Here is a 25,650-nt window from a genome sequence, read left to right as displayed (position 1 = left end):
GCTTTACCCTCCCGCCCATGGATACCGATCTCTTTTTCTCCCAGCTGTGGCAACGCTATGTGCAGCTGGCCCCGCAGGCAGCCCGCATCCGCACGCTATTTGGCGACGACGACGTGGTGAACGATCACGTCGCGTTTCGCACCTTCGATCACAGCCCGATCCAGCTGGCCGAACTCGAAACCGTACTGTTCGGCCTCGGCTACCAACGCCATGCACCGTATGAATTCCCCGATAAGCACTTGAGCGCATGGGGTTATGTGCCGGCCTGGCCCGATGATCCCTTGGTGTTTTTGTCCGAATTGCACGTGGCCGCGCTCTCGCCCGCCAGCCGCGCCATTGTCGAACGCGCCATCACCGCAATTTCTGGCAATCTGGTCATCAAGCCCGCAATCTTCATGGCCGGACGGCTGTGGCCCGCCGTGACCCGCGCGGAATACAAGCAGGTCGCAGCGGAAAGCGAATACGCCGGCTGGCTGTTGGCGCATGGTTTGACGGCCAACCACTTCACCGTTGCCATGCACAAGCTCACGCCACCGCTCGCGCTGGAAGAGGCAGTGGCACGCGTCGAGGCTGCCGGGTTTGCCATCAATAGCGCGGGCGGCAAGATCAAGGGCACGCCGGATGAACTGCTGGAGCAGGCCAGCACACTGGCTGACCGGATCGAAATCCGGTTTGCCGATGGCCCGCTCACCATCCCGACCTGCTATTACGAATTCGCCCGCCGCTATCCCGATGCAGACGGCGCGCTGTACCAAGGCTTTGTCGCCGCCAGCGCCAACCGCATCTTTGAATCGACCGATTTCAAGGGCGGGGGGATGCAATGAACTGGCCGCGCATCCTCGCCGGGCTGATCGGGCTGGCTGCGAGCGTGATCAACGCGGCTGAGCGGGAGATCACGTGGGTGCTGCTGCCGGATCGACCACCGCTTTACCTGCTGAAGGCAGACAAAACACCGGAAACCCCGGCGGAGCTTGGCGAGGGCATCAGCGACCGGGCGATCATGCTGGTCGCCGCCAAACTGCCGCAATACCGGCACCGTTTCATCCGCGCCGACCTGCAACGCATGTGGGGCGAAATCGAGCGTGGCCATAACCTGTGCAATATCTCGGTGCTCAGGACGCCGGACCGGGGAAAATTCGCGTATTTCACGCCATCGATCGTGCTGCCGCCGCTCGCGCTGGTGGTTCGCAAGGACCGGCTCAGCCAGTTCAACGTGGGCGGCAAGCCGGCATCACTCACCGCACTCATTGCCAAGCCTGAGCTGACCGGCGCATTCACGGCCAAACGCAGCTACACCACGCCGGTCGACGCGTTGATCGACCGCCCCAGCGATGGCGCACGCCGGGTGGTCGATACGAGTTCCGGCCAGCTGCTGCGGCTCATTGCGGCCGGCAGCATCGATTACACGCTGGAATACCCGTTCATTGTGGCGTACCACCAGAAAACGCAGCCGTTCGAGCACGAACTGGCCTTGCAAGCGGTGCCTGAAATTCCGGATGTGTTCGCGTTGAACGCCATCTGCACGCGCAACGCCTGGGGCAAGCAAGCCCTGCAGGATATCGACGCAGCACTGATTGCGCTCTCGGCGACCGAGACGTTCCGCAACATCACCGCACCGTGGATGCCGGCGGACATCCAGCATAAGTATCGCCCCCGGTTCGACCAGTTCTATAACGGACACACCCAGCCAATCCGGCTGACGGACTAGCGACAGGGAATCCAGCCGACGTCGGGTCGGCAGGTCACATGAGGATGCAGCAATGCGCGTGCTTTTGACGCTCTGTCTGTTATTCACCGCGGTCGCAGCCGGCAGCGGCGAGCCACGCGAGATCACCTGGGTGCTGATCGATTGGCCGCCGCTCTACATCGTGCCGCCCGACGGCGCACTGGAGGGGCCGTCCAGCCTGGGCGATGGCATCAGCGACCGGGCCAGTACGCTGCTGGCCGCCAAGCTGCCGCAGTACCACCATCATTTCGTCCGCACCGACCTGCAGCGCTTATGGGGAGAGATCGAGCATGGTCATAACCTGTGCTACCTCTCCGCACTCAGAACGCCGCAACGGGAAAAGCTGGCCTATTTCACGCCGTCATTCGTGCTGCCGCCGCTGAATCTGGTCCTGCGCAAAGACCAGGCGAATCGCATCAGCGCGACGGGCCAACCGGTGGTGCTCGCCAACCTGCTCAACCATGCCGAACTGAAAGGCGCCTTCGCGACCAAGCGCAGTTATTCCTCCGAAGTCGATGTCCTGATCGACCAGGCCGGCAACAAAACACGCCGGATCGCCGAACCGGTTTCCGGCCGGATCTTGCGGCTGATCGATGCCGGCCAGCTGGACTACACGCTGGAATACCCCATCGTCGTGGCCTACCACCAGAAGCTCAAGCCGTTCGAGCATGAGCTGATCACGCTGCCGCTGGCCGAAATCCCGGACATTCTGACCGCCAATGTGGCGTGCACCCGCAATGGCTGGGGCAAGCAGGCCATTCAGGACATCGACGCGGCGCTGATCGAGCTTTCGGCCAACGAAGCCTTCCGCAACATCGTCACGCCGTGGCTGACGGCAGATGTCGTGCTGCGCGTCCGCCCCCGCTTCGAGGCGTTCTACAACGGCCGCAAGCAGCCACTCAGGCTCGCCGACTAGATCAAACGAGGAATGCGCCATGCGAGCCGCCCTCAGAGCCCACGCCCCCATCCCATCCATTTGTGGGTCGTTGCTGTTCGCTTTGGGCGCGGCACTGTGCGGGTTGCTCGCCAAGCCCGCCTCGGGCCAGACCAGAGAGATCACTTGGGCACTCGTCGATTGGCCACCGATTTACATCTTGCCCACCTGGGCCACACCAAGATCATCGACTGAACTCGGCAATGGCATGAGCGATCGGCTGATGGCCGCCATCCTGCCCCGCATGGCGGGCTATCAGCATCACTTCATCCGCACCAGCATTCCACGCGTCTGGACTGAAATAGCGCAGGGCAACGCCCTGTGTTACGCCTCTGCCCTCAAAACACCAGAGCGAGAGAAAGTCGCTTACTTCACCAGCGCTTTGCTGGTGCCGCCATTGCATGTGGTGATGCGTGACGACCACGCTCACGCGGTGGCGCAAGGCAAATCCAGCCTGATGTTGGCAACGCTGGTCGCGCGTACGGATGTGACGGGATATGTCGAGGACAAGCGCAGTTTCAACCCGGCACTGGATGCCATCCTGAACGCGCCGTCGAGCAAGATTCACCGAATGGTCGTACCGCAAATGGGCCACGTCATGCGCATGCTCGATGGCGGACGGATGGACTACACGATCGAATATCCCTTCGTGGTCGAATACCTGCGCCAACAAGCACGCTATCAGCACGACATCACCGTGCTCCCCATCGACGAAGCGCCCGACAGCCTCATCAGCTACATCGCCTGCACGAAAAACGAGCGGGGCAAACAAGCCATCCGGGATATCGATGCGGCGATACGCGAAGCGGTCAAAACGCCGTTCTATCGTCAGGCACTCGCGGATTGGCTGGCGCCACCGGTGCGGCAACGATATCAATCGACCTACGACGCGTTCTTCAGCTACCGCGCCACTCACCCGGATGTACCCCCCGACTAGCGCCCGACCAAGATAGGAGCTGCCATGCCCGCCGTCCTCGTCATCGGTGCCGGCAAGATCGGTGCCAGCATTGCCAAACTGCTCAGCCATAGCGGTGACTACGATGTGACGGTCGCCGACCGCGATGCCGTGGCGCTGGCCCGGCTGGCGGAGCGAGCGCCGGTCAAAACCCGGGCAGGCAGCATCCGCAAACCCGAGGAACTGGCGGCGGCCCTCAAGGGGCAAGATGCCGTGCTGTCGGCAGCCAGTTTCGACGTCAACGCGGCGATTGCCCGCGCGGCGTTGGCCGCCGGGGTGAGCTATTTCGACCTGACCGAAGATGTCGCCACCACCCGCGCCATCCGCCGGGTGGCGAAATCGGCGGTGCCGGGGCAGATTTTCATGCCGCAATGCGGCCTCGCGCCCGGCTTCATCGGTATTCTCGCCGCTGACTTCGCGCGCCGTTTCGAGCGGCTGGATACGATCAAGATGCGGGTCGGCGCCTTGCCGCAATACCCCAGCAACGCCATCAAGTACAACCTCACCTGGTCCACCGACGGGCTGATCAACGAGTACTGCAATGGCTGCGAAGCCATCATCAACGGCCGGCAAATCGAAGTGCTACCGCTGGAAGGACTGGAGCACTTCTCGCTCGATGGGCTGGAATATGAGGCGTTCAACACCTCCGGCGGCCTCGGCACGCTCTGCGAAACACTGGCCGGCAAGGTGACGACGATGAACTACAAGACCGTGCGCTACGCCGGCCACCAATACCTGATGGATTTCCTTGTGAACGGCCTGCGGCTGGGCGCATCCCGCCACGGCCGGCTGCAGATGAAGAAGATGCTGGAAGCCGCCGTGCCGATCACCATGCAGGACGTGGTGCTGGTGTTCGTGTCGGTCTCTGGCCAGCTGCACGGGCAGTTTCGCCAGATCACCGATGCCCGCAAGATTTACCACCGCGAGCTGTTCGGCGAAGTCTGGAGCGCCATCCAGCTCACCACCGCAGCCAGCGCCGCTGCGGTGCTCGACCTGTTCTTCGAGGGCAAGCTGCCAACCCAAGGCTTTGTGCCGCAGGATGCGGTGGCGCTCAGCGATTTCCTCGTCAACCGGTTCGGCGGTTATTACGCGCTGGATCGCTATGCCGAGGAGATACCGGTATGAACCGGATTCACCCCCCCCTCTTCTGCACTAACCCACTGGAGGTCTTGCCATGACCGCCTTGAACCGATTGCTTGCTTCACTACACCTGGACGATTGGCGGCAAAACGATACCTGGCCCGGAGTGATCATTGACGGCAAAGCCCATTACCCGGCCTCGCCCCCCATCACGCTAGCCAGCCCGATTGACGGCGCGGCGCATGGCATCGTCCTGCCTGCCTGCCAACTCGACGTCGACGTGGCGGTTGCCGGTGCACATGCGGCGTTCCTGCAGTGGCGACAAATCCCGGCCCCGCAACGCGGCGAACTGGTGCGACGCATCGGCAATGCGGTACGGCGACACAAGGACAGCCTGGCCCAATTGGTCACGCTGGAGACCGGTAAGATCGCCTCCGAGGCCGCCGGCGAAGTGCAGGAGTGGATCGACCTGTGCGATTTCGCCGTCGGACTGTCGCGCCAGCTGCATGGGCTGACCATCGCCAGCGAACGCCCCAACCATCGGCTGATGGAGCAATGGCATCCGCTCGGCCCGGTCGGCGTCATCACCGCCTTCAACTTTCCGCTGGCGGTCTGGGCGTGGAACGCCATGCTGGCGCTGGTCTGCGGCGATGCAGTGGTGTGGAAGCCATCCGAAAAAACGCCGCTGTGCGCGCTGGCGGCGACGCGCATCGTACTGGATGTGATTGCGGATTCACCCGGCACCCCTACCGGCTTGGTGCAGCTGGTACAGGGCAAGGCCGACGTCGGGCACTTGCTGGCAACCAATCCTCAATTGCCGTTGATATCCGCCACCGGCTCGGTCCGCATGGGCCGCGCTGTTGCGCAAACCGTTGCCGGCCGGCTTGGCCGCAGCCTGCTGGAACTAGGCGGCAACAACGCACTGATCGTCGCACCGTCCGCCGACCTCGATCTGGCCCTGCGCGCCATCGTCTTCGCCGCCGCCGGCACCTGCGGCCAGCGCTGCACCAGCTTGCGCCGGCTGATCGTGCATGAATCGGTGGCGGATACGCTGCTGCCACGTCTGGTTGCCGCTTACCAGTCGCTCAAGATCGGCGACCCGCGTGAGGCCGATGTGTTGATCGGGCCGCTGATTGATGGCGCGGCAGCGGAGCGGATGCAGGCAGCGCTGCAACAAGCCATCGCGGACGGCGGCACGGTGGTGGTTGGCGGGGAAGCGGTCGAAAGCGGCGTGCCGAACGAGGGTTACTACGTGCAGCCGGCGATCGTCGACATGCCCGCCCAAACCGCCGTCATGCAGGAAGAAACCTTCGCACCCATCCTGTACGTACTGCTTTATCGCGAATGGGATGAGGCGCTGGCGCTACAGAACAGCGTGGCACAAGGCTTGTCGTCAGCGGTGTTTACGCGTGATCTACGCGAGGCAGAAGCCTTCATCGGCCCGGCCGGCTCGGATTGCGGCTTGGCGAATGTGAATGCGGGGACGTCGGGCGCGGAAATCGGCGGGGCGTTCGGCGGCGAGAAAGACACCGGCGGCGGGCGGGAAAGTGGTTCTGATGCTTGGAAAGCGTATATGCGCCGGGCAACGAATACGATCAATTACGGGAGTACGTTGCCGCTGGCGCAAGGGGTGAAGTTTCTATAACGATGAATTACCAATTGCCAAACGAAACGATTGGGCCTGCTTGGCTTTTATTGCTCACGCTCAGATTAATCGACTGAGCAGTACCCATTTTCATCAGGATCGCCGTCCAGGTAACTTTCCCTGCTGGGGTGCTGGTATCGACATAGTAGTTGTAGCAACACGGCAGAAAAGATGGGTCAAAATCACTCAAATTCCTCAAATAAATCAAGCCATTAGTACTACCAAGCCATTTCAGCTTGCTCACATCGCTAATCACAACGGTGTCGTCGGCCTGAACGACCGAAGCTAGAACACTCATGAGAAGCATCAGATACAATTTTTTCATTCAGAACCCCAATATCCAAATATGGCTGCAATTAACATCAGACCAAAATCTTCAAACGTAGTCTTTCCATCGAACGACTAATTCGCGCAACACTTTACGAAACCAGAAAGAATATATCAATAAAAACCTTGATATCGTCGATCACGTAGCTCGCGACAGCTGTTTAGGCGCAAATATCAACCGCGTGCCCGCCAACCGATCATGCAGATATTGCCGATCGCGATCGATCAGGCTCCAGAAGAATGGGGCAAGGAAGAGGCCCAGCGAGAACCAGGCATAAGGAATCCATTCCGGATGATGCCGGGCCTGAATCCACAAGGGGAACAACGGAAACCAGCAGACAAAGGCCGCGGCAAAGCGAATCACCACTACACGCCAGCCAATCGCGTTGCCTTCGATGCTCACCAGGCGCATGCGCCATGTTTTCATCGCCAGCGTCTGGCCACCGCGTCGCCAGCACCAGGCGAAGTAGATGAAACCAACCAGCAACTCCCAGACAAAATTGAGCGAGCGTGCCAGCAGCGTATCGATCACGCCATTGACCGGCAGACCATTCGCCGACTGGATCAGGGATTGCACAGCGAGGCTGGGAATGCTGGCCAGCAGCAGCACCGGCACCAACAGCAGCATTTCATACAGCCAGGCAAAAAAACGGCGCCACCAACCGGCGCGGCGCGGCAGGGCAGCGACGGCTGCCGGGATATCAATATTCATGGATTACGGTTTATTTGATTGCAGCTTCAGCTGATGGATTGGCTCGGGAGTGGTAACGCGCTCCGGCTCGCGCGGGCTGTCTGCGGCACGGGCGCGCTCTTGTTCGCGCAGGCTGGCGATGGCACGGGCACGTTCTTCTGGCGGCAGCGCTCGCAGGCGCTGGTAATTGGCACGCGCCTGTTCGCGTTGCGCCGGGGTAAAGCTGGCCCAGCGGGAGATGCGCGCTTTCACACGCGTTTGCTGCTCGGCTTCCAGGGTCGGGTACCGCTTGGCGACGTTGAGCAAGTGCTCGCGCTGCTGATCAGGCAGCGTATTCCATTGGCTGGCCAGCGGCGCGAACAACTCGCGCTGCGCCGGCGTCAGGGCCGACCACGCAGGGACATCTGCCGCCCAAGCGCCACCGGCGGCGAAACTGGCTGCGGCAAACAGGCTCAGCGCTTTACGGCGGGCCATGCTGCCACCTCCCGCTCACCCGATCCGGCATTGGCCAGCGCATCAAGCGGGACGTCATCGGCCAGCAGCATGGTATCGAGCGCCGGATCAGGCTCATACGCGCCGACATGCCAGGCACCGCCGACCAACACCGCCGCACACAACAAGAGCGCGCCGCCCCAAACCGCCGGATGAGCCTGCCATTGCGACAAGACCCATGTCCCCGCCTGTGCCCATTTCGGCTGCACAGCGCGTGTTTGTGCGCGCGCGAGCGCTTGCGAGCGGATATCAGTCAGCCGCGACTGCGCACGCGGCGACAGCGGCGCAGCATCGAGCAGCTGGGTGGTCCGGCGGGCAAGCTCAGGTTTCGCCGGGGTGGGCGTCTGCTTCGCTTCTAGCGGGTTTGTTGATGGCTTCATTTTTTTCATACCTCGGCAATCATTCGGGCGTCCAGCTGATGCCGTGATGCCCAAGCCACTTGGCGAGCGCCGCAGTGGCACGAGAGCAGTGCGTTTTCACGCTCCCCTCGGAACAGCCCATGACGTCAGCGGTTTCCGCAACGTCGAACTCTTCCCAATAACGTAGCAGAAAGGCTTCCCGTTGACGGGCAGGCAGCTTGCTGATGCCCTCTTCGATCAAGGCCATCAAGCGGGCCTGATCGTGTTCATCCTGAGGGCTCGGCGCGGTCGGTTGGTTGGGCAGCCATTCGAGCGGATCGCCTGCGTCGGCGTCGTCATCGTCCGGCTGGAAGGCCGATAGCAACACGGTCCAGAAACCACGCGTCTTTTGGCGGCGGAAATGATCGCGGATCGCGTTCTGCAGGATGCGCTGGAACAGCAGCGGCAGCTCTTCGGCCGGCTTGTCGGCGTAGCGATCGGCCAGCCGTAGCATCGCGTCCTGCACCAGATCGAGCGCGGTGTCTTCATCCTGGACGGCAAACATGGCCTGGCGAAACGCCCTGCGTTGCACTTCTTCCAGAAACTGCGCCAGCGCTTGTTGCGTTGCCAAATCGCTCCCCGGCCAATCTGCGATCACGTTTATCAGATAGCACGCTACGCGCGCTCGAAGGCGCAGATGCTAACAAACGCAGCCCCAAGGGGCCATAAAAACTTGCCAAGCACTAGACAATCGGCTATTTTCCGCGGTTCACACCCAAACTAGTTTTACCGGCGGCACCACCTATTTGGCCGCCGCAACCGGTTGCACTGCCCACGCATCACACAGCGTCGGATTGAGTTGTGCCACAAGCGCAACACCATTGGCAGATGCCCGGTTACAAGCGAAGGGAAAGCGGCTCTGCCGAGCGCCAACCACCACGGGAGTGGCTGTTACCGCAGTCGTTCCGGCCTGGAAACACGCCCGTTTCCAGCTCACCCGGTGTCAGGCAACGCAGACTTGCGGACTCGAACTGAATGGACGGCAGTCTTTTCCGTCCGCATCCTCAAGGGGTGACCTGATGGAACTTTCAGGCGCGGAAATCGTTTCCCGCTGCTTGGCCGAGGAAGGTGTCGAATTCTTGTTCGGCTATCCCGGCGGCGCAGTGCTGGAAATCTACGATTCCATTTTCAAGCAAGACAGATTCAAACACGTGCTGGTTCGTCATGAGCAGGCTGCGGTGCATGCCGCCGACGCTTATTCGCGCTCCAGCAACAAGGTCGGCGTCGCACTCGTGACCTCCGGCCCCGGTGCGACCAACGCGCTCACCGGTATTGCCACCGCCTATATGGATTCGATTCCGCTGGTGGTGATCTCCGGTCAGGTGCCCTCGGCCGCCATCGGTCTGGATGCCTTCCAGGAAGTGGACATGATCGGCTGTTCACGCCCGATCGTGAAACACAACTTCCTGGTGAAGGATGTGCGCGAACTCGCCGCCACCTTCAAGAAGGCCTTCCACATCGCCGCCACGGGTCGTCCCGGCCCGGTCGTGATCGACATCCCCAAGGATGTCACCATGGCCAGGACTGAATATTCCTACCCGGAATCGGTCAGCATCCGCAGCTACAACCCGCCGATCAAAGGCCACCCAGGCCAGATCAAGAAAGCCGCACAACTGCTCGCCGACGCCAAGCGCCCGTATATCTACGTGGGCGGCGGCGCGGTGCAAGGTGGTGCTGCTGCGCAGGTAACCGAGCTGGTCAAGATGCTGAACGTGCCGTGCACCAACACCCTGATGGGTTTGGGCGCACTAGATGGTACCGATCCGAATTTCGTCGGCATGCTCGGTATGCACGGCACTTACGAAGCCAACCTCGCAATGCAGTACTGCGATGTGTTGATCGCTGTCGGTGCCCGCTTCGACGACCGCGTGATCTCGGTGCCGGGCCAGTTCTTGTCCAATCCGAAAAAAATCGTCCACATCGACATCGACCCGTCCTCGATCGCCAAGCGCGTGAAGGTCGACGTGCCTATCGTCGGTGATGTGAAGGCGGTGCTCACCGACCTGATCGCGGTGCTGAAAGAGCAGAACCTCAAGCCGAACCCGGATGCACTCGCCAACTGGTGGAAGCAGATCGACGAATGGCGCAAGCCGAACTCGCTGCTGTACACGCCGTCGACCGAAGTCATCAAACCGCAGCACGTGATCGAAACGCTGTGGAAGGTCACCAACGGCGAAGCCATCGTCACGTCCGACGTCGGCCAGCACCAGATGTGGGCAGCGCAGTACTACAAGTTCCGCCGCCCCAAGCAATGGATCAACTCCGGCGGCCTCGGCACGATGGGCTTCGGCCTGCCGGCAGCCATGGGGGCACAGCTTGCCAACCCGAATGCGCAAGTTGCCTGCGTGACCGGCGAAGGCTCGATCCAGATGAACATTCAGGAGCTTTCCACCTGCAAGCAGTACCACACACCGGTGAAAGTGCTCAGCCTGAACAATCGCTATCTGGGCATGGTTCGCCAGTGGCAGGAGTTCTTCTACGGCACGCGTTATTCCGAGAGCTATATGGATGCGCTGCCTGACTTCGTGAAGATCGCCGAGGCCTATGGTCACGTCGGCTTCAAGGTCGAGAACCCGGCCGATGTCGAACCGGTACTGAAAGAAGCCTTCGGCCCGGCGCTGAAAGAACGCCTGGTGTTCATCGACTTCCGTACCGACCAGACCGAGAACGTCTTCCCGATGATCCAGAACGGCCGTGGGCTGAACCAGATGGATCTGCCGGAACACATGCGCGGCATGCAGCAGACGCCGTTCGAAAACAACCGTGATTACGGCAACCTGTGCTGAGGAGGGGATGAACATGCGACATATTCTTTCCGTCCTGATCGAAAACGAAGCCGGCGCGCTGTCCCGCGTTACCGGCCTGTTCTCCGCACGCGGTTACAACATCGATTCGCTGACGGTGCAAACCACCGAAGACCCGACCCTGAGCCGCATGACCATCGTCACGCATGGCTCGGACGACGTGATCGAGCAGATCACCAAGCAGCTGAACAAGCTGATTGAAGTGGTCAAGGTGATCGACCTCAACGAGGCCGACCACATCGAACGCGAACTGATGCTGATCAAGGTTCGTGCAGCAGGCAAGGATCGCGAAGAACTGAAGCGCACCGCGGATATCTTCCGTGGCCGCATCATCGACGTGACCGAGAAGACCTACACCATCGAGTTGACCGGTACCGGTGAAAAGCTCGACGCCTTCATCAAGGCGCTCGATGCCACCGCGATTCTGGAAACCGTACGTACCGGCGCCTCTGGCATTGGTCGCGGCGAACGCATTCTGAAGATTTAACGGCGGGCATGGGCTTACCGCCCGCCCCAGTACAACCCTGAAAGGAACCTAGACATGAAAGTTTTTTACGATAAAGACGCCGACATCAGCCTGATCAAGGGCAAACAAGTCACCATCGTCGGCTACGGCTCGCAAGGCCATGCCCACGCGCTGAACCTGAAGGATTCGGGCGTGAACGTCACCATCGGCCTGCGCAAGGGCGGTGCATCGTGGTCCAAGGCTGAAGCCGCTGGCCTGCCGGTGAAAGAAGTTGCCGAAGCCGTCAAGAATGCCGACGTCGTCATGATCCTGCTGCCGGATGAATCCCAGCCGGACGTGTACTACCGCGACATCGCCAACAACCTGAAGGCCGGCGCTGCACTGGCGTTCGCTCACGGCTTCAACATCCATTACAACCAGATCGTGCCGCGCACCGACATCGACGTGATCATGGTTGCTCCGAAGGGCCCAGGCCACACTGTTCGCTCCGAATACCTGAAAGGCGGCGGCGTGCCGAGCCTGATCGCTGTCTACCAAGACAAGAGCGGCAAGGCACGTGATGTTGCTCTGTCCTACGCAGCTGCCAACGGCGGCACCAAGGGCGGCGTGATCGAAACCAACTTCCGCGAAGAAACCGAAACCGACCTGTTCGGCGAACAAGCCGTGTTGTGTGGCGGTGCGGTCGAGCTGGTGAAGGCGGGCTTCGAAACCCTGACCGAAGCCGGTTACGCGCCGGAAATGGCCTACTTCGAGTGCCTGCACGAACTGAAGCTGATCGTTGACCTCATGTACGAAGGCGGCATCGCCAACATGAACTACTCGATCTCGAACAACGCCGAATACGGCGAATACGTGACCGGCCCGGAAGTCATCACCGCAGCAACCAAGGAAGCGATGAAGAAGGCGCTGTATCGCATTCAGTCCGGCGAATACGCGAAGCAGTTCATCCTGGAAGGCAAGACCAACTACCCAGCCATGACCGCTCGCCGTCGTCTGAACGCTGTTCACCCGATCGAAACCGTCGGTGCCGAACTGCGCGCGATGATGCCGTGGATTGCGAAGAACAAGCTGGTCGATCAGTCCAAGAACTAATCGGCAGCGTTCGCAGCAAATAAAAACGGCCAGCAAAAGCTGGCTGTTTTTATTTGCTCGTCCTCCCCTCGCCCACTTGTGGGAGAGGGGGCGGGGGAGAGGGTGCTTGCCAAGGGCTGAGCTCTTTCCCCTATCCTTAACCCTCTATCCCTGAATAAGCCAGAAGCCTTACACGCAAGGGAAAGGGGACACAATCAGCAATCAATCCCCATTGCCATAAAACGCCTCGGACAACGCATCCGGCAACGTCAATTTCATGGTGTGCGCATCAAACACGACCCGGCCGCTGATCTTGGTGGTCTTGTCGTCGACCGTGACTTCCGTCTTCGCTTCCAGCGGGTAGACACCGGCATTGTTCGACGTGATCGGCTTGTACTCGGTCACGACGCGCTGGCAAGTCATTGGCTCATCATCCGGCTCATCCTGTGCTTCTTCATCAGCCTGCGCCGTGGCAACGGACGATGCTTCTTCTTGTGCGGCATCGGAAGCCTTCTGCTCCTCCACCTTGGCTTTCGCCGTCGCACGTTGCACGTTCCGCTGTTCGCACTGGCTGGTGTTGTCCGACAACACCGGTAGCGTGCCGGCAAAAATCACTTCCGACTTGGCCGTATCGATCAGATAGATTTCGCGATCAATCTGCTCGTAGCCCTCATTCTTGCCGTGCTTGTACTCGACCTGCCAGCCATACATATCCTTGCCCGGCTTGATCATGTCGATCTTCACTTCCTGGAACGCGTGGTAGACCTTGATCGCACCGTACATACCAAAGTATTTGACGCCATCGTTGCTCGACCCGGTCATATCGGCGACCAGCGTGCGATGCTGTACCAGACCATTCGCACCAGCCGGATCGTTCACCGGATAGCCGATCACGCCAATCAACAGCTTCGGCTTGCCATCGATCTCGACCTGATTCTGACTGACGACATGCATTACGTAGGTCTCCCTGTCAGCCACGAACGGCCAGCCACTGAGATCCTTCGAATACGGGCCGAATTCCGCCGCCATCACGCTCTCGATCGTGTCCTGCACGTTGCGGCTTGGCTGCATGAAATAAGCCGCTGCGCCAATGACCACCGCCAGCAAAGCCAATACACCGACACTCATCAGCACCCAGCGCACGATCCGCGATGACTTCGAGCGCTTCGGTTTGGCCTGCGCATCTGCGGCAGCGGATGCAGCTGGCGGTTCAGCCTCAGCGGATGTGGTGTGCGCTTCGTCGGTGCTTCCCGGCGACACGACCTCATGTGCCGCCTCACCATGCCCTGATTCCTGCGGTTCCGATCCAGTAGGTTCAATCTCGGACGACATCCATCAACTCCAGTCAGCTTTGAGAAAAATTTGGTCATTTTAGCCACAAAGCGCCACCGGGGCGATGATGGTCAGACACCAGCAAGCATGCTGTGGAACAGATGCAACTGGGCACGGCAGAAAGCCGCCCCGCCCGAACCGATGAACCACTGACCGGAACGCCGCCCATGCAAAAAAACCCATGCAAAATCAGCCGACTACCTAAGCAATGACTGACTTCGTTCAACACGGGAAGACCGCAATACCCCCGATCACCCCGGCAATGTATGGTCCGCCATCCCGTTTTTCAGCCCGGGCTTGCGACGCAGATGCCACCCGCATCCTCATCGCCACCGTGGCAACTTGCCAGATCAGGCACTCGTGTTTTGTCTTCATCCCCGTCGTCGCCGTGCCCAACGGCGGCGACGGCCATCACCGGAAATACTGATCATGAGTTTGTTTCGCACCAAGAATATCGAAGCCATGCTCGCCGCCAGCACCGATGGCAGCAGCGGGCTCAAACGCGCACTCGGCCCGATTGACCTGGTATTGATGGGCATTGGCGCCATCATCGGCACCGGCATTTTCGTGCTGACCGGCACCGGCGCACTCACGGCTGGGCCGGCACTGACACTGTCCTTCGTCATCGCAGCATTGGCCTGCGGTCTGGCGGCGCTGTGCTATGCCGAATTCGCCTCGACCATCCCGGTATCCGGTTCGACCTATACCTACTCCTACGCCACGCTGGGCGAGCTGGTCGCGTGGATCATCGGCTGGGATCTGATGCTGGAATACGGCTTGGCGACCTCGGCCGTATCGGTCGGCTGGTCTGGCTACTTCCAGTCGCTGCTATCCGGCTTTGGCCTGCATTTGCCAACCCTGCTCACTGCCGCACCGGGTGCAGTGCCGGGCGTGGAAACCCTGTTCAACCTGCCGGCCTTCCTGATCATGATGGCGATCACCGCCCTGCTGTCAGTCGGCGTGCAAGGCTTTGCCAAGCTCAATAACGTGATGGTGGCGATCAAGATCGGCATCGTGCTGCTCTTCATCGTCGTGGGCGTCGGCTATGTGAAGCCGGTCAACTGGGCGCCGTTCATGCCGTTCGGCTTCTCGGGTGTGTTCAGCGCTGCAGCCCTGGTGTTCTTCGCCTTCATCGGTTTCGACGCCGTTTCGTCGGCCGCCGAGGAAGTTCGCAACCCGCAGCGCGATCTGCCCATTGGCATCATCGGCTCGCTCGTGGTCTGCACCATTCTTTATGTCGCCGTGTCCGCCATCATGACCGGCATCGTGCCCTACCCGAAATTCGCCGGTATCGATCACCCGGTGTCGCTGGCGCTGCAATATGCCGGCCAGAACTGGGTGGCGGGCTTTATCGACGTCGGCGCAATCCTCGGCATGACCACGGTGATTCTGGTGATGGCCTACGGCCAAAGCCGTGTGATCTTCGCCATGAGCCGCGATGGCTTGCTGCCGGCCAAGCTGTCAGAAGTCCACCCGCGCTTTGCCACGCCCTTTGTCACCACCTGGATCGTTGGCGTGATCTTCGCGCTGATCGCTGCGCTGGTGCCGCTCAACATCCTGGCCGAACTGATCAACATCGGTACGCTCGCCGCCTTCTCACTGATCGCCATCGCCGTGCTGGTGCTGCGCAAAACCCGGCCGAACCTCCGTCGCGGCTTCCGCTGCCCAGGCGCACCGGTTACCCCGCTGCTGGCCGTAGCCTTGTGCGTGTTCCTGATGACACACCTGCAAGCGGTCACCTGGATCGCCTTTACGATCTGGCTGGTGATCGGGTTGGCGGTGTACTTCGCTTATTCGCGGCGCAACTCCTTGCTGCATCGCTGATTGCCGCAGATGACGTAAAAACAGGGGACTCGAAGTCCCCTGTTTCATTTCCGGTGTGGCTCGGCATTTCAGTCGTTCTTGTTCCGCCAGACATACCAGTTGGGCGCCACCCACACCCAATAGCCGGCCATGCCGGTTTGCCGGCACCACGGGCCACCACCCCAATAGCCATAATCGTTAAAGTCGCCATAGGTGTGGCTATCTGCCGGGCACGGCAACACCTGCAGTAAATCCGAATACTTGCCGTTCACCGCAGCAACAGCCGGCACCCGGCCGTCATTAGCGTGGTGGGGTGACTTCACCTTCCAGACATACCAGCTCGGGTTGACCCACACCCAATAGCCGGCCTGCCCGGTCTGCCCGCACCACGCCCCGCCACCCCAATAACCGTAATCCCGGAAATCACCGTAGCTCCCGGCATCGGCTGGGCACGTCAGCACCTGGATCAGATGCGAATATTTGCCGTTCGCCGTCGCTTCCTCCGGCACCTCTGCCCGTGCAGCGAACGGAGCAAGGATGAAAAACAGCGTGATGAACACACCGGCCAACCATCTTTTGAACATTTGAATCTCCTCAGAGAAAGTGCCTTCGTTCCACCTTGCGGTCGTCCTTGGCCAATCAACCAAGGGCAAGGCAGGAACACCTTCTGTGGTCTTAGCAAACGTTCCTCATTTCATGTGGCCTGCCAGCGCATACGCGCTTATGTACGGCGCATATCGTGTCGATCGGGCCCAAGACAGGCGGATGCTGCATTTATGTTAGCCAAAAAAAATCAGCCCGTTTTTACACGGGCTGATTGATGACGACGCGAGGTAACGACATCGATGACTAACCGCCCTCGTGGTTCGTTTCATCACCCCCAAGCAGTTGGTCGCTATTGCCGTCGCGCGTTGGCAATTGGGCAATCCAATCCACCGGTACGGCGAAATTGAGGTTCTGGCCGGTGCGGGACTGGAAGGTGGTGATGCCGATCAGCTTGCCGCTACGATCGAACAAGCCGCCGCCACTGGAGCCCGGCGAGATGGATGCCGTGGTCTGGATCAGTCGGGATGTATCGAATTCGCGCAGAGACGAAACGATGCCCTGGCTCAAGGACAGCTCCAGCCCTTGTGGCGCACCAAGCGCATACACCGGATCGCCGGTTTTGACAGCGGCCAGTGCCCCCAGCGGCACCGGTTGCGCCGGCAAGGAGGTCACCGACAACTGGCAGAGGTCATGCCCCTGATCGCGGTAATGCAGCGAGGCATCGTATTGCTTGCCCTGGTGGTAGATCTCCAGCGACGGCGCGCCGAGTGCCACGTGGCAGTTGGTGATGACCTGGCCGGCGGCGATCACCACGCCGCTGCCCTGCTCCACGCGATCGCCGTTATTGTTCAGCCCCATCACCACCACGATGGATGGGCTGACCCGCTCGAACAGCTCGGTGCTCGATAAGGTGGCCGCCTGCTGCACCTGCGCCGGCCGGCCAACCAGATTCACCGTCGCTTGTGTCACCAGCGTGGGCTGCGGTGACTTGGCATGCCAGCGCGAGCCAAGGTAATAACCGCCGCCCAGCAGGATCACGCCCAGCAACACCCAAAGCCAGCGCCGATCACTTGGGCCGTCTGGCAGTTCATGACGGCTGACCATGCTCGCCACGGGTGCCGGCTCGACCAGCCGCTGGTCGTACAGCGCCTTGCGCACCGGGTCGCCCAAGGTCTCACGGGCGTGCTGAATGAATTTGATCTGATTGTCGGCCTCTGGCTGGCCTTGTTGCGCTGCCAATTGCGCCAGCAATTGCTGGCAACGCGCCTCGATTTGCGCCGCTGTCGCATCCGGCGTGATGCCCAGCACGTCATATAAAGTTTTTTTCATCCCGACCGCTCCCTAACGGATGCGTCAATATAATCCAATGCCATTGGCGTATGTGCAGGACGCAGTACAGCCATTTGCCAGCGCGCGAAGAAATTCGTAAAAAAATTTTCCACGCGGTGTCATATCTCCCTAACTGCATCGACTCAAGCTGTGAGAGGCACTTGCCTCCACACCCAAATCTGAACCCTGAATCAAACCATCTGGAGATCGACCATGAACAAGCAATTCCTTATCGCATCCGCTCTGACCGCCGTTCTGGGCGCCACCCTTGCTGCACCGGCTTTCGCTGCCGACCAGGAAAAGTGCTACGGCATCGCCAAGGTTGGCCAAAACGACTGCAAGGGCAACAGCCACTCATGCGCTGGCCAAGCCAGCAAGGATAAGGACCCAGGTGAATTCAAGGCCGTTGCAGTCGGCGCCTGCAGCAAGTTGGGCGGCTCGCTCACTGCGATGTAAGTCGCAGTTCCCTGCACGGCAGGCCGGTTGCGTAATGTGCAGCCGGCCTTTTTTTGCCTGTTGTGCCTACACCGCCTGCAGATGCCGCAACGTCACGCCGCGCCCCGCCACAATCCCATTGGCATACCGCACGGCGCATTACGGCAACGTTGCAACCAGCGGACAAAAATATTTTGCCTAGTCTGTGTCATATCGGCCCACCAGTGCCGACTCAAGCCGTGAGAGGCAATGTTGCCTCCACATCCAAACCTTTTTTGGAGATCGACCATGAACAAGCAACTCGTCATCGCATCCGCCCTCACCGCTGTTCTGGGCGGCACACTCGCTGCACCGGTTCTGGCTGCGGATCTGGAACCGTGTTACGGCATCGCCGCAGCCGGTCAAAATTCCTGCAAGGCCAATGGCCACTCCTGCGCCGGCCAAGCCACCAAGGACAACGACCCGAAGGAGTTCCGCGTCGTGGCCAAGGGTGTATGCACTCACTTGAAGGGCACGCTCAAGCCGATGTAAGCGCGCCAGCCAGCGTTTGTGCAGAGGCGCCGCACAGCGCGCCTCTGCCCCATCTACCCAGCGTTTCTCCTACGGAATCGAAGTTGAATGAAATATCCCCTCGTCACTACTGCATTGATCGCGGCCCTGGCTGGCTTTGCCACCTTGGCTCACGCCGCCAACACTGAAAAATGCTTTGGCGTCTCCAAGGCCGGTGAGAACGATTGCCGTACGCCCGCTCACGGTTGCGCTCACCATGGCAGCGAGGATTACGCCCACGCCGATTTCCGCTTCGTGCCCGATGGCACCTGCGCCGAGCTGAAGGCCGCCGTACAACAGCAACTCAGCAGTCAGTGATCCGCTACGGATCGCGTTACAGATCAAATCAATCGCAAATCGCATCACGGATCGGAACAGACCATGTCGAATCAACCTGCACTCTCCACCGCCGGCCTCGGTTTGCGCTCGCCGCACGTGGGCGAGGTGATCGCCAGCCGCCCGGCAGTCGAATGGTGGGAAGTACACAGCGAGAACTACTTCGGTGGTGGCGAGCCGATTGCCGCGCTGGAACGGATTCGCGCCGACTATCCGCTCAGCCTGCATGGCGTCGGTCTAGGGCTCGGCAGTGTCGATCCGCTTGACCCGCATCACCTGGCGCAACTGAAACAACTGATCGCCCGCGTGCAGCCGGCGCTCATTTCCGAACACCTGTGCTGGAACCGCGACCACGGCCGTTTTTTCAACGATCTGCTGCCGGTGCCCCGCCTGGAAGGCGCGCTGGCGCTGCTGGCCAGCCGGATCGATCAGGTCCAGACCACGCTGGGCCGGCGCATCCTGATTGAAAACGTCTCGACCTATGTCGCCTTTCAGAACGAGACCTGTACCGAAGCCGAACTGATGGCAGAACTGGTCACCCGCACCGGCTGCGGCGTGCTGCTCGATGTGAACAACCTGTTTGTGAACACGCTCAATCTCGGCACCGATCCACTGGCCGAGATCGCCCGGATTCCCTTGGGCTGCGTGGGCGAAATCCACGTGGCTGGTTTTGAATATGTCGAAGGCTGCGCCATCGATACCCACGGCGCACCGGTCTGCCCCGAAGTGTGGCTGCTGCTGGATGCCGCGCTGAAACGCTTCGGCCCGGTACCGGTACTGCTCGAGCGCGATACCAATCTGCCGTCCCTGCCCGAGTTGCTGGACGAATACCGCCAGCTCTCCATGCACATTGCCCGTGCCCACACGGAACCTGCATTGCAGGCGGAGGCGCTGTCATGCTGAGCTACGCCGAAACCCTCGCCGACTTCACCGCCGCGCTCTCCGACGCAGAACACGTCCCCGCCGGCCTCACCGAAGCCACCCGCGAGCGCATCGCCGTCTACCGCAACAACGTGCGCCTGAACCGCATGGATGCGCTGCCCGCCGCCTTTCCGCTGGTGGCAGAACTGGTCGGCGAGGAATATTTCCGGGCCTTGGCACGGGTCTATGTGATCGACACACCCGCCCGCTCCGCCAATCTGCATGACGACGGGGCCAGCCTGGCCGACTTCATCGCCGGCTTCGGCCCCGCGCAGGAGCTGCCTTATCTGGCCGATGTCGCCCGGCTCGATTGGGCACGGCACCGCGCCTATTACGCCGACAATGTCCCGCCGCTCGATGCCACCGAAGTCGCGGCGCTATCGCCGGAGCAATTCTCTGCCGCCCGCTTCTGGTTTCACCCGGCCGTAGCCTTGGTGCAGTCCGCGCAATGGCCGATTGCCGATCTGCTCGCCATGCACGAGGGCGGCCCCACGGCGCACATCGATGCCGGCGGGCAAACCGTGCTGGTCTGGCGTGGCAGCAACGGCGTGGCGTGGCGGCAGCTCAATGACGACGAAGCCCGCTGGCTCAGCACGCTCTTGGCCGGCAGCTCGGTTGGCGAGGCTCTCGCCGCCGCCCAAGAAGACCCCAATCCCTTGCTGACCCACCTGTTCGCGCATGGATTGGTCAGCCATGTCGACCAGTACGTCGACCCACAACGCGATCACCAAAACGATCAACAAAAAGAACCCGAGGAGACCACCCCATGAAATACCTGTGCATGCTGCAGCGCCTGTATGCGCTGTTCGAAACGCTGGCCGCCAAACTACAACCGCTGTTCGCGCTCGCCGCCCGCATCTATGTCGCCCGCGCCTTTTTCCTGTCCGGCCTGACCAAGATTCGCGATTGGGACGCCACGCTCTGGCTGTTCAGCAACGAATACCATGTCCCCGTCCTGCCCCCGCCGATTGCAGCCGTGTTCGGCGCGGGTGGCGAATTGTTCTTCCCGGTACTGCTGGTATTGGGGCTGGCCGGCCGCTTTGGCGCAGTCGGATTGTTCTTCGTCAATGTGATGGCGGTGATCTCGTATCCGGGGCTGGAGCCGATCGCGATCAAGGATCATGTGTTGTGGGGCGTCTTGCTGGGTTATCTTGTCGTGCATGGCACTGGCCTGTGGTCGGTCGATACTTGGCTATTGGGACGGCTGCGCAGCCAATGTGCGGCAAAGGCTTGAATTGGATAAGAACAACGATGACGCGGAGACGCAGTGGCTGAAGAAGCAGCAAGCGCAAGGGCCCTGCCCTGGCAGCACGACCACGAATACCTGAGCCGGCTGCGGCGCGACATGCTGCGCTTCGCCCAACTGCAGCTACGTGACGCGGCAGCAGCGGAAGACGCTGTGCAAGAAGCGCTGGCAGCAGCATGGACGGCGCAAGAACGCTTTGCCGGCCAGTCGCAGCACAAGACCTGGGTGTTCGGCATCCTGCGCCACAAGCTGGTGGATACGCTGCGCGTCAAACAACGCACCATCAACCTCTCGGCGCTCGATAGCGAAATCGAAGGCGAGGAAATCCTCGATACGCTGCTGTTCAAGGACAGCGGCCACTGGGCGCAACACAGCAAGCCGCGCCCATGGCCCAAGCCCGAAACCGCCCTGCAGCAAAAACAATTCTGGAAGTTGTTCGAGCTCTGCCTCGACAACCTGCCCGAAAGCACCGGCCGCGTGTTCATGATGCGCGAGTTTCTCGGTCTGGAAACCACCGAGATCTGCGACGAGCTGACGGTGAGCGCGAATCACTGTAGCGTGCTGCTTTACCGCGCACGCCTGAAGCTGCGCACTTGCCTGACCGAAAAAGGGTTTGACGATTCGGGCTACGACGGGGAGGACAACGATGGCTAACTGCAAAAAAGTGACACGGCTCTTGTCCGACGCACTTGATCGCCCGCTCACCCCCGGCGAATGGCTGACCATTCGCACTCACCTGCCGATGTGCAGCGGCTGCCGCAATTACCGCAAGCAGATCGCCCTATTGCGTGAAGCCACGAAGCTGATTCGGGATGGTGAAGCGCCTGCGGCGGCGGACGAGGCAGCGGGTTAAGTAACAGCGCAAGGCTGCCTTTGTAGCCCGGACGCTTTATGCGGCCGGGGGCACTGTTACACGTACCGTTGCTCCCCGGCCGGCGAAGCCGTCCGGGCTACGGTTGCCCTCCGTCCCTGCAAGGCATTTGTTCAGGGGCAATGTGAACAGCTTCAAGCAGCCCCACCATCCGCAGCAGCAACGCCAGCGCTCTCCCCTCCTGCAGCCCCACCCGCCTGCTCCGGCTTCATCTCGTCGATATCGTGCAGGGCACGATCCACCGCCTTGGTATCGGCATTGCGGCCATCCCGCAAATGCATGCGGATCAGCGCCAGCAGTTGCTTGAGCTTTTCCGCTACCGCCCGAACAGTAGCCAGATCGGCGCGGCTTTCGTCGCTGGATGTTGTCCCGGTGGCTTGGGTCTTGTGAGTATCGGTGCCCGCCTTCGGGTCATCCCCCTGCTGTTCTGCCTTGCCAGCTGCAGCAGTGGCCTCTGTCTCGGCAGCTTTCGCTGCGGCAACGGCGGCAGCATCGTCTGCCTTGGTCGAATCCGTTGCTGCAGGCACGTCATTCGCCGTCGGCGCTTGGGAAGCTGCATCATCTGCAGCGCTGGGCGTAGCGACCTGATCGGATGAAGCAGAAACCGTAGGTGAAGCATCCGATGCTCCTGCCGCGTGGTTGATCGATATTTCCGGCACCACCACCGCACTCCCACCGCCACCAGACAACTCCGCCGCTGCCGCCTTGAGCTGCTGCGCCAGCATCCGCACCTGTGCCGCCATCGCCTTGGCCGATTGCGGGGTAAGCGCGACGGCAAACTTCTGCATCGACTCGATCTGCTTCTTGATCTGCTCCACCCGCGCCCGCGCGGCGGCTTTGCGCTGCGCACTGCCCGACCCCATTTGCCGCAAGGCACGCATGATGCCCTGCAGCTGAGAGAACAGCGGGCTTTGATCCGAATCGCTCGTAGCATTGGTGGACGCGCTGCTCGAAAACGGGCTTAGCGTGACCTTGACGGACGGCTGCACTGTGGACGGTTGCGCATCGCTACTGGTAGCGGCGGTCTGACTGCGGGCGGATACGGTATTGCGACGATCTGACGGCGTGGCATTGGCAAGGGACGAAGAATCCGGCGAAATTTTCATGAATGTCAGCCTGGGGAATGGTCAATGTAACATCGACACAAAGCAGACAAACTTGAATGCAAATTACGCTCGCGCAAAAGAAAAACCCGCGCAGGGCTGAGCCAATGCGCGGGTTTTCTTGTTACACGTACTACGTCAAACAGTGCCCATCAAGACCAAGGCGCAGTCAGCTCCAGCCATTGCTGACCATTGTCGAGCCGTAGCGGTGAATACACCTGGTAATAGATATCGAGAATGCTGGTGGTCAGCGGATCGACATTGGCCCCGGTATAACCACGTGACTTGTAGTAGTGATACACGCCTTGGCCATCGATGCGGAACACCAGCGCGTTCGTTTGATACGTCGCCGTATTGCTCCACTGGCTGTAGCCATTGAGCGGATCGGTATGGGCGGGAGCCGGTTTGGCGGTATCGACCAGCGCCAGCGGTGAGGCGGTACTCACGCGGAAGTCATCGAAGTAGGCGTACTGATCCGTTGCCGGCGCCCAATCGGTAGTCGAGCCGCCAAAGAAGGTGTCCATCTTGATAGCCGACACGCTCACCGTCGCGGCGTTGCGCAACAGCAAGCCACTTTGCTGCAACGTCAGCACACCATCGACCCACTGGCGGAATTGCCCGTTGGCCTGGCCGGCATCGTTCAGGATCACTTGCTGCGTCAGCGTGTACCACACACCCGGCTTGAACTTGGTCGCCACTGCGTAATAGTCGCCGCAGTCATTCAGCTTGCCCGGATAGTACTGATAGCTGAACGCCAGCCCGTTCTCGCGCCACATCAAGCGCGTGGTGAAGCCATCGAACGTCCCGTTCTGGATGCAGCCAGTCGGCGTATCGCCCCCGGCCAGACCCGGCAACTTGCCACCCTTGGTCCAGGCGAAGGCATTGTCGAAGCGCACCTTGTATTGCAGCCACAGCTGGTTGTAGCCGGTTGGCAGCGGCGCATCGAACGTCATCGCCGAATTACCGCCGATCTGGCCGGCCAGATAGGTGACGCGCAGCACCTTGTTGGCGCTGTTGTCCGGATCGGCAACGATGGAAAGCCGGCCAGCAGCCAAACCGGTGGAGCTTTGCGGCGCGACGCCCCAGTCATTCTGGAATTCGCTCGCGGTGTAGAGACCGATCGCGTCATTCTCGAACGTGTTCTGCAGCAACCAGCTGCCCGGCACAGGCGTCGGTGACGGCGCAGGGGTAGGGGTAGGGGTAGGGGTAGGGGTAGGGGTAGGGGTCGAAACTGGTGTTGGTGTTGGTGTTGGTGTTGGTGTTGGTGTTGGTGTTGGTGTTGGTGTTGGTGTTGGTGTTGGTGTTGGTGTTGGTGTTGCAGTGGGTGTCGGCGTAGGCGTCGCGGTAGGCTTCGGCGTCGACGTAGCAGTCGGGACCGGAGTTGGTGTGGCCGTCGGCTTGGGGGTCGGGGTTGCCGTCGGAGTCGGTGTGGGAGTCGGCGTCACGCCGCAGCTGCCGCCCGCTTTCCATAAGGTCGGGGTCGACGCCGGATTCCAGTTGGTGCCGACATACGCGGTATGCGTCACCAGCGCGGTGTAGGTCGCGCTGTTATAGGTCACCACGTCACCGACTTGGTAGGTATTGCCTTCCGCCCACGCACCACGACAGGCCGCGCTGGCATCCAGCACAAAGAACGCAGCAACAGCCGCCGCGCCCCATAGGGTCGTTCGCATCATCTCTCTTCTCCATCCTCTGGCGTCTTGTTCTATGGCGGACGCCTGTTGCCGGCTCGATCGGCCGGATTGCAGGAGGTTGCAATAGCGAGAATGGGGCGTCAAAAAAACGTCATAAGCTGTTGTAATGTAAACAACAAATCCAGATTGGACCCCACACAACCTGTCACTTTGGCATCCATTTTCAGTCAATGAATGCAAGTTATCCGCTCGCCGGGCAACACGCCGAATTCTTCCCCCGACTAACAGCTGCCCCCCCGTAGCCCGGACGCATTCTGCGGCCGGGGTTGCTGGCCCCACGTGCCACTGCCATCCCGGCCAGCGGAGCCGTCCGGGCTACGGGTGCCACCTACGGTTGCTGCCTTGACCAAGCCGGCGCGGCTGGGATACTTTTGGAGCGTCGCGTTCAATAGCGCGATCGGGTTTGGAAGCCCGGATCCACAGGCGGACAACCGCAGCCGCGGTTATTTTTTTGTCCGCATGCCTTGGCACGTCTTCTGCGGCGGGCTGGGGTGGCGAGCCTTCGGGCTGCCGGGTTCCTGTGACCGGTCTTCCAACGCCATCTCGTGCCCGCCACCTTCGTTTGGAAGCGAAGCGACGGGGTTTCACCACACTCACAGGAGGCAATATGCCAAACCAACCCCAAGGTACGCCCCGCACCACCACTCCCCCGCTACGCCTCTACCCCCCGCTCGATCGGCCGCACCGCCGATGACTTTGCCCGTTACGGCGTCGAATGCGTGGACGAACTAGGACGGCTGTTCCAAATCCTCGCCCGAATCGTCGATCCCGGCTCCGCCGCGTACCAGCTGACACAAACGGGTATCTCGCTGGCTCAGGAGCGACGCAGCGCGATTGATATGGCGCGGATCAATGAAAAGGCACTGAGGGCGTTCAGGGAGAAAGACAGGAAGTAA

29 protein-coding genes are annotated in these 25,650 nt (G+C 60.9%); 19 read left to right on the top strand and 10 right to left on the bottom strand.

From position 1 onward, the window contains the following. Positions 1 to 17 precede the first annotated feature (17 nt). From BR41_RS10060 to amaB, 6 genes are read left to right on the top strand one after another with little or no spacing between them, the layout of a single operon-like run. A complete protein-coding gene (locus tag BR41_RS10060; protein ID WP_035055838.1) occupies positions 18 to 824 on the top strand; it encodes a DUF1338 domain-containing protein in 807 nt (268 codons plus the stop codon). Beyond that, positions 821 to 1,708 (top strand): TIGR02285 family protein, encoded by an 888-nt coding sequence (locus tag BR41_RS10055; RefSeq protein WP_035055837.1) that lies wholly within the window; start codon positions 821 to 823, stop codon positions 1,706 to 1,708. Before BR41_RS10060 ends, BR41_RS10055 begins: the two co-directional genes overlap by 4 nt. Before the next feature lie 52 nt (positions 1,709 to 1,760). Then, positions 1,761 to 2,642 (top strand): TIGR02285 family protein, encoded by an 882-nt coding sequence (locus BR41_RS10050; protein ID WP_035055836.1) that lies wholly within the window; start codon positions 1,761 to 1,763, stop codon positions 2,640 to 2,642. 19 nt (positions 2,643 to 2,661) lie between these two features. Beyond that, positions 2,662 to 3,597 carry a TIGR02285 family protein gene (locus BR41_RS10045; RefSeq protein WP_169741283.1) on the top strand — a complete coding sequence of 312 codons (936 nt, stop codon included), beginning with the start codon at positions 2,662 to 2,664 and terminating at the stop codon, positions 3,595 to 3,597. A gap of 24 nt (positions 3,598 to 3,621) precedes the next feature. Next, complete coding sequence (locus BR41_RS10040; RefSeq protein WP_035055834.1) at positions 3,622 to 4,740, top strand: saccharopine dehydrogenase family protein; 1,119 nt, start codon at positions 3,622 to 3,624, stop codon at positions 4,738 to 4,740. Positions 4,741 to 4,789: 49 nt separating this feature from the next. Continuing rightward, positions 4,790 to 6,340, top strand: a complete 1,551-nt coding sequence (gene amaB / locus BR41_RS10035) for an L-piperidine-6-carboxylate dehydrogenase (RefSeq protein WP_051710636.1) — start codon at positions 4,790 to 4,792, stop codon at positions 6,338 to 6,340. Positions 6,341 to 6,347: 7 nt separating this feature from the next. Here the strand turns inward: amaB and BR41_RS10030 are convergent, their stop codons facing one another. The 5 genes from BR41_RS10030 to BR41_RS10015 form a co-directional block, all read right to left on the bottom strand. After that, the gene (locus tag BR41_RS10030; RefSeq protein WP_035055833.1) at positions 6,348 to 6,665 is read right to left on the bottom strand and encodes a hypothetical protein; all 318 of its coding nucleotides are present in this window, start codon (positions 6,663 to 6,665) and stop codon (positions 6,348 to 6,350) included. A 141-nt stretch (positions 6,666 to 6,806) separates the two neighbouring features. Beyond that, positions 6,807 to 7,379, bottom strand: coding sequence for an RDD family protein (locus BR41_RS10025; RefSeq protein WP_051710634.1), 573 nt, complete (start codon positions 7,377 to 7,379; stop codon positions 6,807 to 6,809). A 3-nt stretch (positions 7,380 to 7,382) separates the two neighbouring features. Then, positions 7,383 to 7,832 carry a DUF3106 domain-containing protein gene (locus tag BR41_RS22875; RefSeq protein WP_084186988.1) on the bottom strand — a complete coding sequence of 150 codons (450 nt, stop codon included), beginning with the start codon at positions 7,830 to 7,832 and terminating at the stop codon, positions 7,383 to 7,385. Then, entirely contained in the window at positions 7,811 to 8,230 is a 420-nt protein-coding gene (locus BR41_RS22870) for a DUF3619 family protein (RefSeq protein ID WP_169741282.1), read from the bottom strand. The genes BR41_RS22875 and BR41_RS22870 overlap by 22 nt, the downstream gene beginning before the upstream one ends. 19 nt (positions 8,231 to 8,249) lie before the next feature. Continuing rightward, positions 8,250 to 8,819, bottom strand: coding sequence for an RNA polymerase sigma factor (locus BR41_RS10015; protein WP_035056024.1), 570 nt, complete (start codon positions 8,817 to 8,819; stop codon positions 8,250 to 8,252). A gap of 448 nt (positions 8,820 to 9,267) precedes the next feature. On the opposite strand from BR41_RS10015, the gene ilvB reads away from it, so the two are divergent. Genes ilvB through ilvC form a run of 3 tightly spaced genes read left to right on the top strand, consistent with a single transcriptional unit; the run spans position 9,268 to position 12,610 of the window. Then, on the top strand, positions 9,268 to 11,034 hold the full coding sequence (gene ilvB, locus BR41_RS10010) for a biosynthetic-type acetolactate synthase large subunit (protein WP_035055832.1): 1,767 nt from the start codon (positions 9,268 to 9,270) through the stop codon (positions 11,032 to 11,034). 13 nt (positions 11,035 to 11,047) lie between these two features. Continuing rightward, positions 11,048 to 11,539 carry an acetolactate synthase small subunit gene (ilvN, locus tag BR41_RS10005; RefSeq protein WP_035056018.1) on the top strand — a complete coding sequence of 164 codons (492 nt, stop codon included), beginning with the start codon at positions 11,048 to 11,050 and terminating at the stop codon, positions 11,537 to 11,539. A gap of 54 nt (positions 11,540 to 11,593) precedes the next feature. After that, positions 11,594 to 12,610, top strand: coding sequence for a ketol-acid reductoisomerase (gene ilvC / locus BR41_RS10000; protein ID WP_035055831.1), 1,017 nt, complete (start codon positions 11,594 to 11,596; stop codon positions 12,608 to 12,610). Positions 12,611 to 12,811: 201 nt separating this feature from the next. On the opposite strand, the gene BR41_RS09995 is transcribed toward ilvC, so the two are convergent. Further along, positions 12,812 to 13,921 carry a hypothetical protein gene (locus BR41_RS09995; protein WP_035055829.1) on the bottom strand — a complete coding sequence of 370 codons (1,110 nt, stop codon included), beginning with the start codon at positions 13,919 to 13,921 and terminating at the stop codon, positions 12,812 to 12,814. Between the two features lie 429 nt (positions 13,922 to 14,350). On the opposite strand from BR41_RS09995, the gene bcaP reads away from it, so the two are divergent. Beyond that, positions 14,351 to 15,745, top strand: coding sequence for a branched-chain amino acid transporter BcaP (bcaP, locus tag BR41_RS09985; RefSeq protein ID WP_035055825.1), 1,395 nt, complete (start codon positions 14,351 to 14,353; stop codon positions 15,743 to 15,745). 68 nt (positions 15,746 to 15,813) lie between these two features. Here the strand turns inward: bcaP and BR41_RS09980 are convergent, their stop codons facing one another. After that, the gene (locus tag BR41_RS09980) at positions 15,814 to 16,308 is read right to left on the bottom strand and encodes a hypothetical protein (RefSeq protein WP_035055823.1); all 495 of its coding nucleotides are present in this window, start codon (positions 16,306 to 16,308) and stop codon (positions 15,814 to 15,816) included. 265 nt (positions 16,309 to 16,573) lie between these two features. Beyond that, positions 16,574 to 17,599, bottom strand: coding sequence for a trypsin-like peptidase domain-containing protein (locus BR41_RS22865; RefSeq protein ID WP_051710628.1), 1,026 nt, complete (start codon positions 17,597 to 17,599; stop codon positions 16,574 to 16,576). A gap of 213 nt (positions 17,600 to 17,812) precedes the next feature. Here BR41_RS22865 and BR41_RS09970 point away from each other — a divergent pair, with 213 nt between their 5' ends. From BR41_RS09970 to BR41_RS09935, 8 genes are all read left to right on the top strand, one after another. Continuing rightward, positions 17,813 to 18,055 (top strand): BufA1 family periplasmic bufferin-type metallophore, encoded by a 243-nt coding sequence (locus BR41_RS09970; protein ID WP_035055821.1) that lies wholly within the window; start codon positions 17,813 to 17,815, stop codon positions 18,053 to 18,055. A 267-nt stretch (positions 18,056 to 18,322) separates the two neighbouring features. Continuing rightward, a complete protein-coding gene (locus tag BR41_RS09965) occupies positions 18,323 to 18,565 on the top strand; it encodes a BufA1 family periplasmic bufferin-type metallophore (RefSeq protein WP_035055819.1) in 243 nt (80 codons plus the stop codon). An 87-nt stretch (positions 18,566 to 18,652) separates the two neighbouring features. After that, positions 18,653 to 18,901, top strand: coding sequence for a BufA1 family periplasmic bufferin-type metallophore (bufA1, locus tag BR41_RS09960; RefSeq protein ID WP_035055817.1), 249 nt, complete (start codon positions 18,653 to 18,655; stop codon positions 18,899 to 18,901). A 63-nt stretch (positions 18,902 to 18,964) separates the two neighbouring features. After that, a complete protein-coding gene (bufB, locus tag BR41_RS09955; protein ID WP_035055815.1) occupies positions 18,965 to 19,822 on the top strand; it encodes an MNIO family bufferin maturase in 858 nt (285 codons plus the stop codon). Continuing rightward, positions 19,816 to 20,610, top strand: a complete 795-nt coding sequence (locus BR41_RS09950; RefSeq protein WP_051710626.1) for an HvfC/BufC family peptide modification chaperone — start codon at positions 19,816 to 19,818, stop codon at positions 20,608 to 20,610. The genes bufB and BR41_RS09950 overlap by 7 nt, the downstream gene beginning before the upstream one ends. Then, entirely contained in the window at positions 20,607 to 21,074 is a 468-nt protein-coding gene (locus BR41_RS09945) for a DoxX family protein (RefSeq protein ID WP_035055813.1), read from the top strand. Before BR41_RS09950 ends, BR41_RS09945 begins: the two co-directional genes overlap by 4 nt. A gap of 33 nt (positions 21,075 to 21,107) precedes the next feature. Further along, complete coding sequence (locus BR41_RS09940) at positions 21,108 to 21,740, top strand: RNA polymerase factor sigma-70 (protein ID WP_211251714.1); 633 nt, start codon at positions 21,108 to 21,110, stop codon at positions 21,738 to 21,740. Then, complete coding sequence (locus BR41_RS09935; protein WP_035055811.1) at positions 21,733 to 21,939, top strand: zf-HC2 domain-containing protein; 207 nt, start codon at positions 21,733 to 21,735, stop codon at positions 21,937 to 21,939. Before BR41_RS09940 ends, BR41_RS09935 begins: the two co-directional genes overlap by 8 nt. Positions 21,940 to 22,091: 152 nt before the next feature. Here the strand turns inward: BR41_RS09935 and BR41_RS09930 are convergent, their stop codons facing one another. Both BR41_RS09930 and BR41_RS25165 read right to left on the bottom strand, forming a co-directional pair. Continuing rightward, positions 22,092 to 23,063 (bottom strand): hypothetical protein, encoded by a 972-nt coding sequence (locus BR41_RS09930; RefSeq protein ID WP_035055809.1) that lies wholly within the window; start codon positions 23,061 to 23,063, stop codon positions 22,092 to 22,094. A 149-nt stretch (positions 23,064 to 23,212) separates the two neighbouring features. Continuing rightward, a complete protein-coding gene (locus tag BR41_RS25165; RefSeq protein WP_245615849.1) occupies positions 23,213 to 24,736 on the bottom strand; it encodes a polysaccharide lyase in 1,524 nt (507 codons plus the stop codon). A 737-nt stretch (positions 24,737 to 25,473) separates the two neighbouring features. On the opposite strand from BR41_RS25165, the gene BR41_RS24630 reads away from it, so the two are divergent. Further along, the gene (locus BR41_RS24630) at positions 25,474 to 25,650 is read left to right on the top strand and encodes a hypothetical protein (protein WP_169741281.1); all 177 of its coding nucleotides are present in this window, start codon (positions 25,474 to 25,476) and stop codon (positions 25,648 to 25,650) included.

The organism is Andreprevotia chitinilytica DSM 18519, assembly GCF_000711875.1.
Taxonomy (GTDB): Bacteria; Pseudomonadota; Gammaproteobacteria; order Burkholderiales; family Chitinibacteraceae; genus Andreprevotia; species Andreprevotia chitinilytica.
This window is presented reverse-complemented; position numbering and strand designations above follow the sequence as displayed.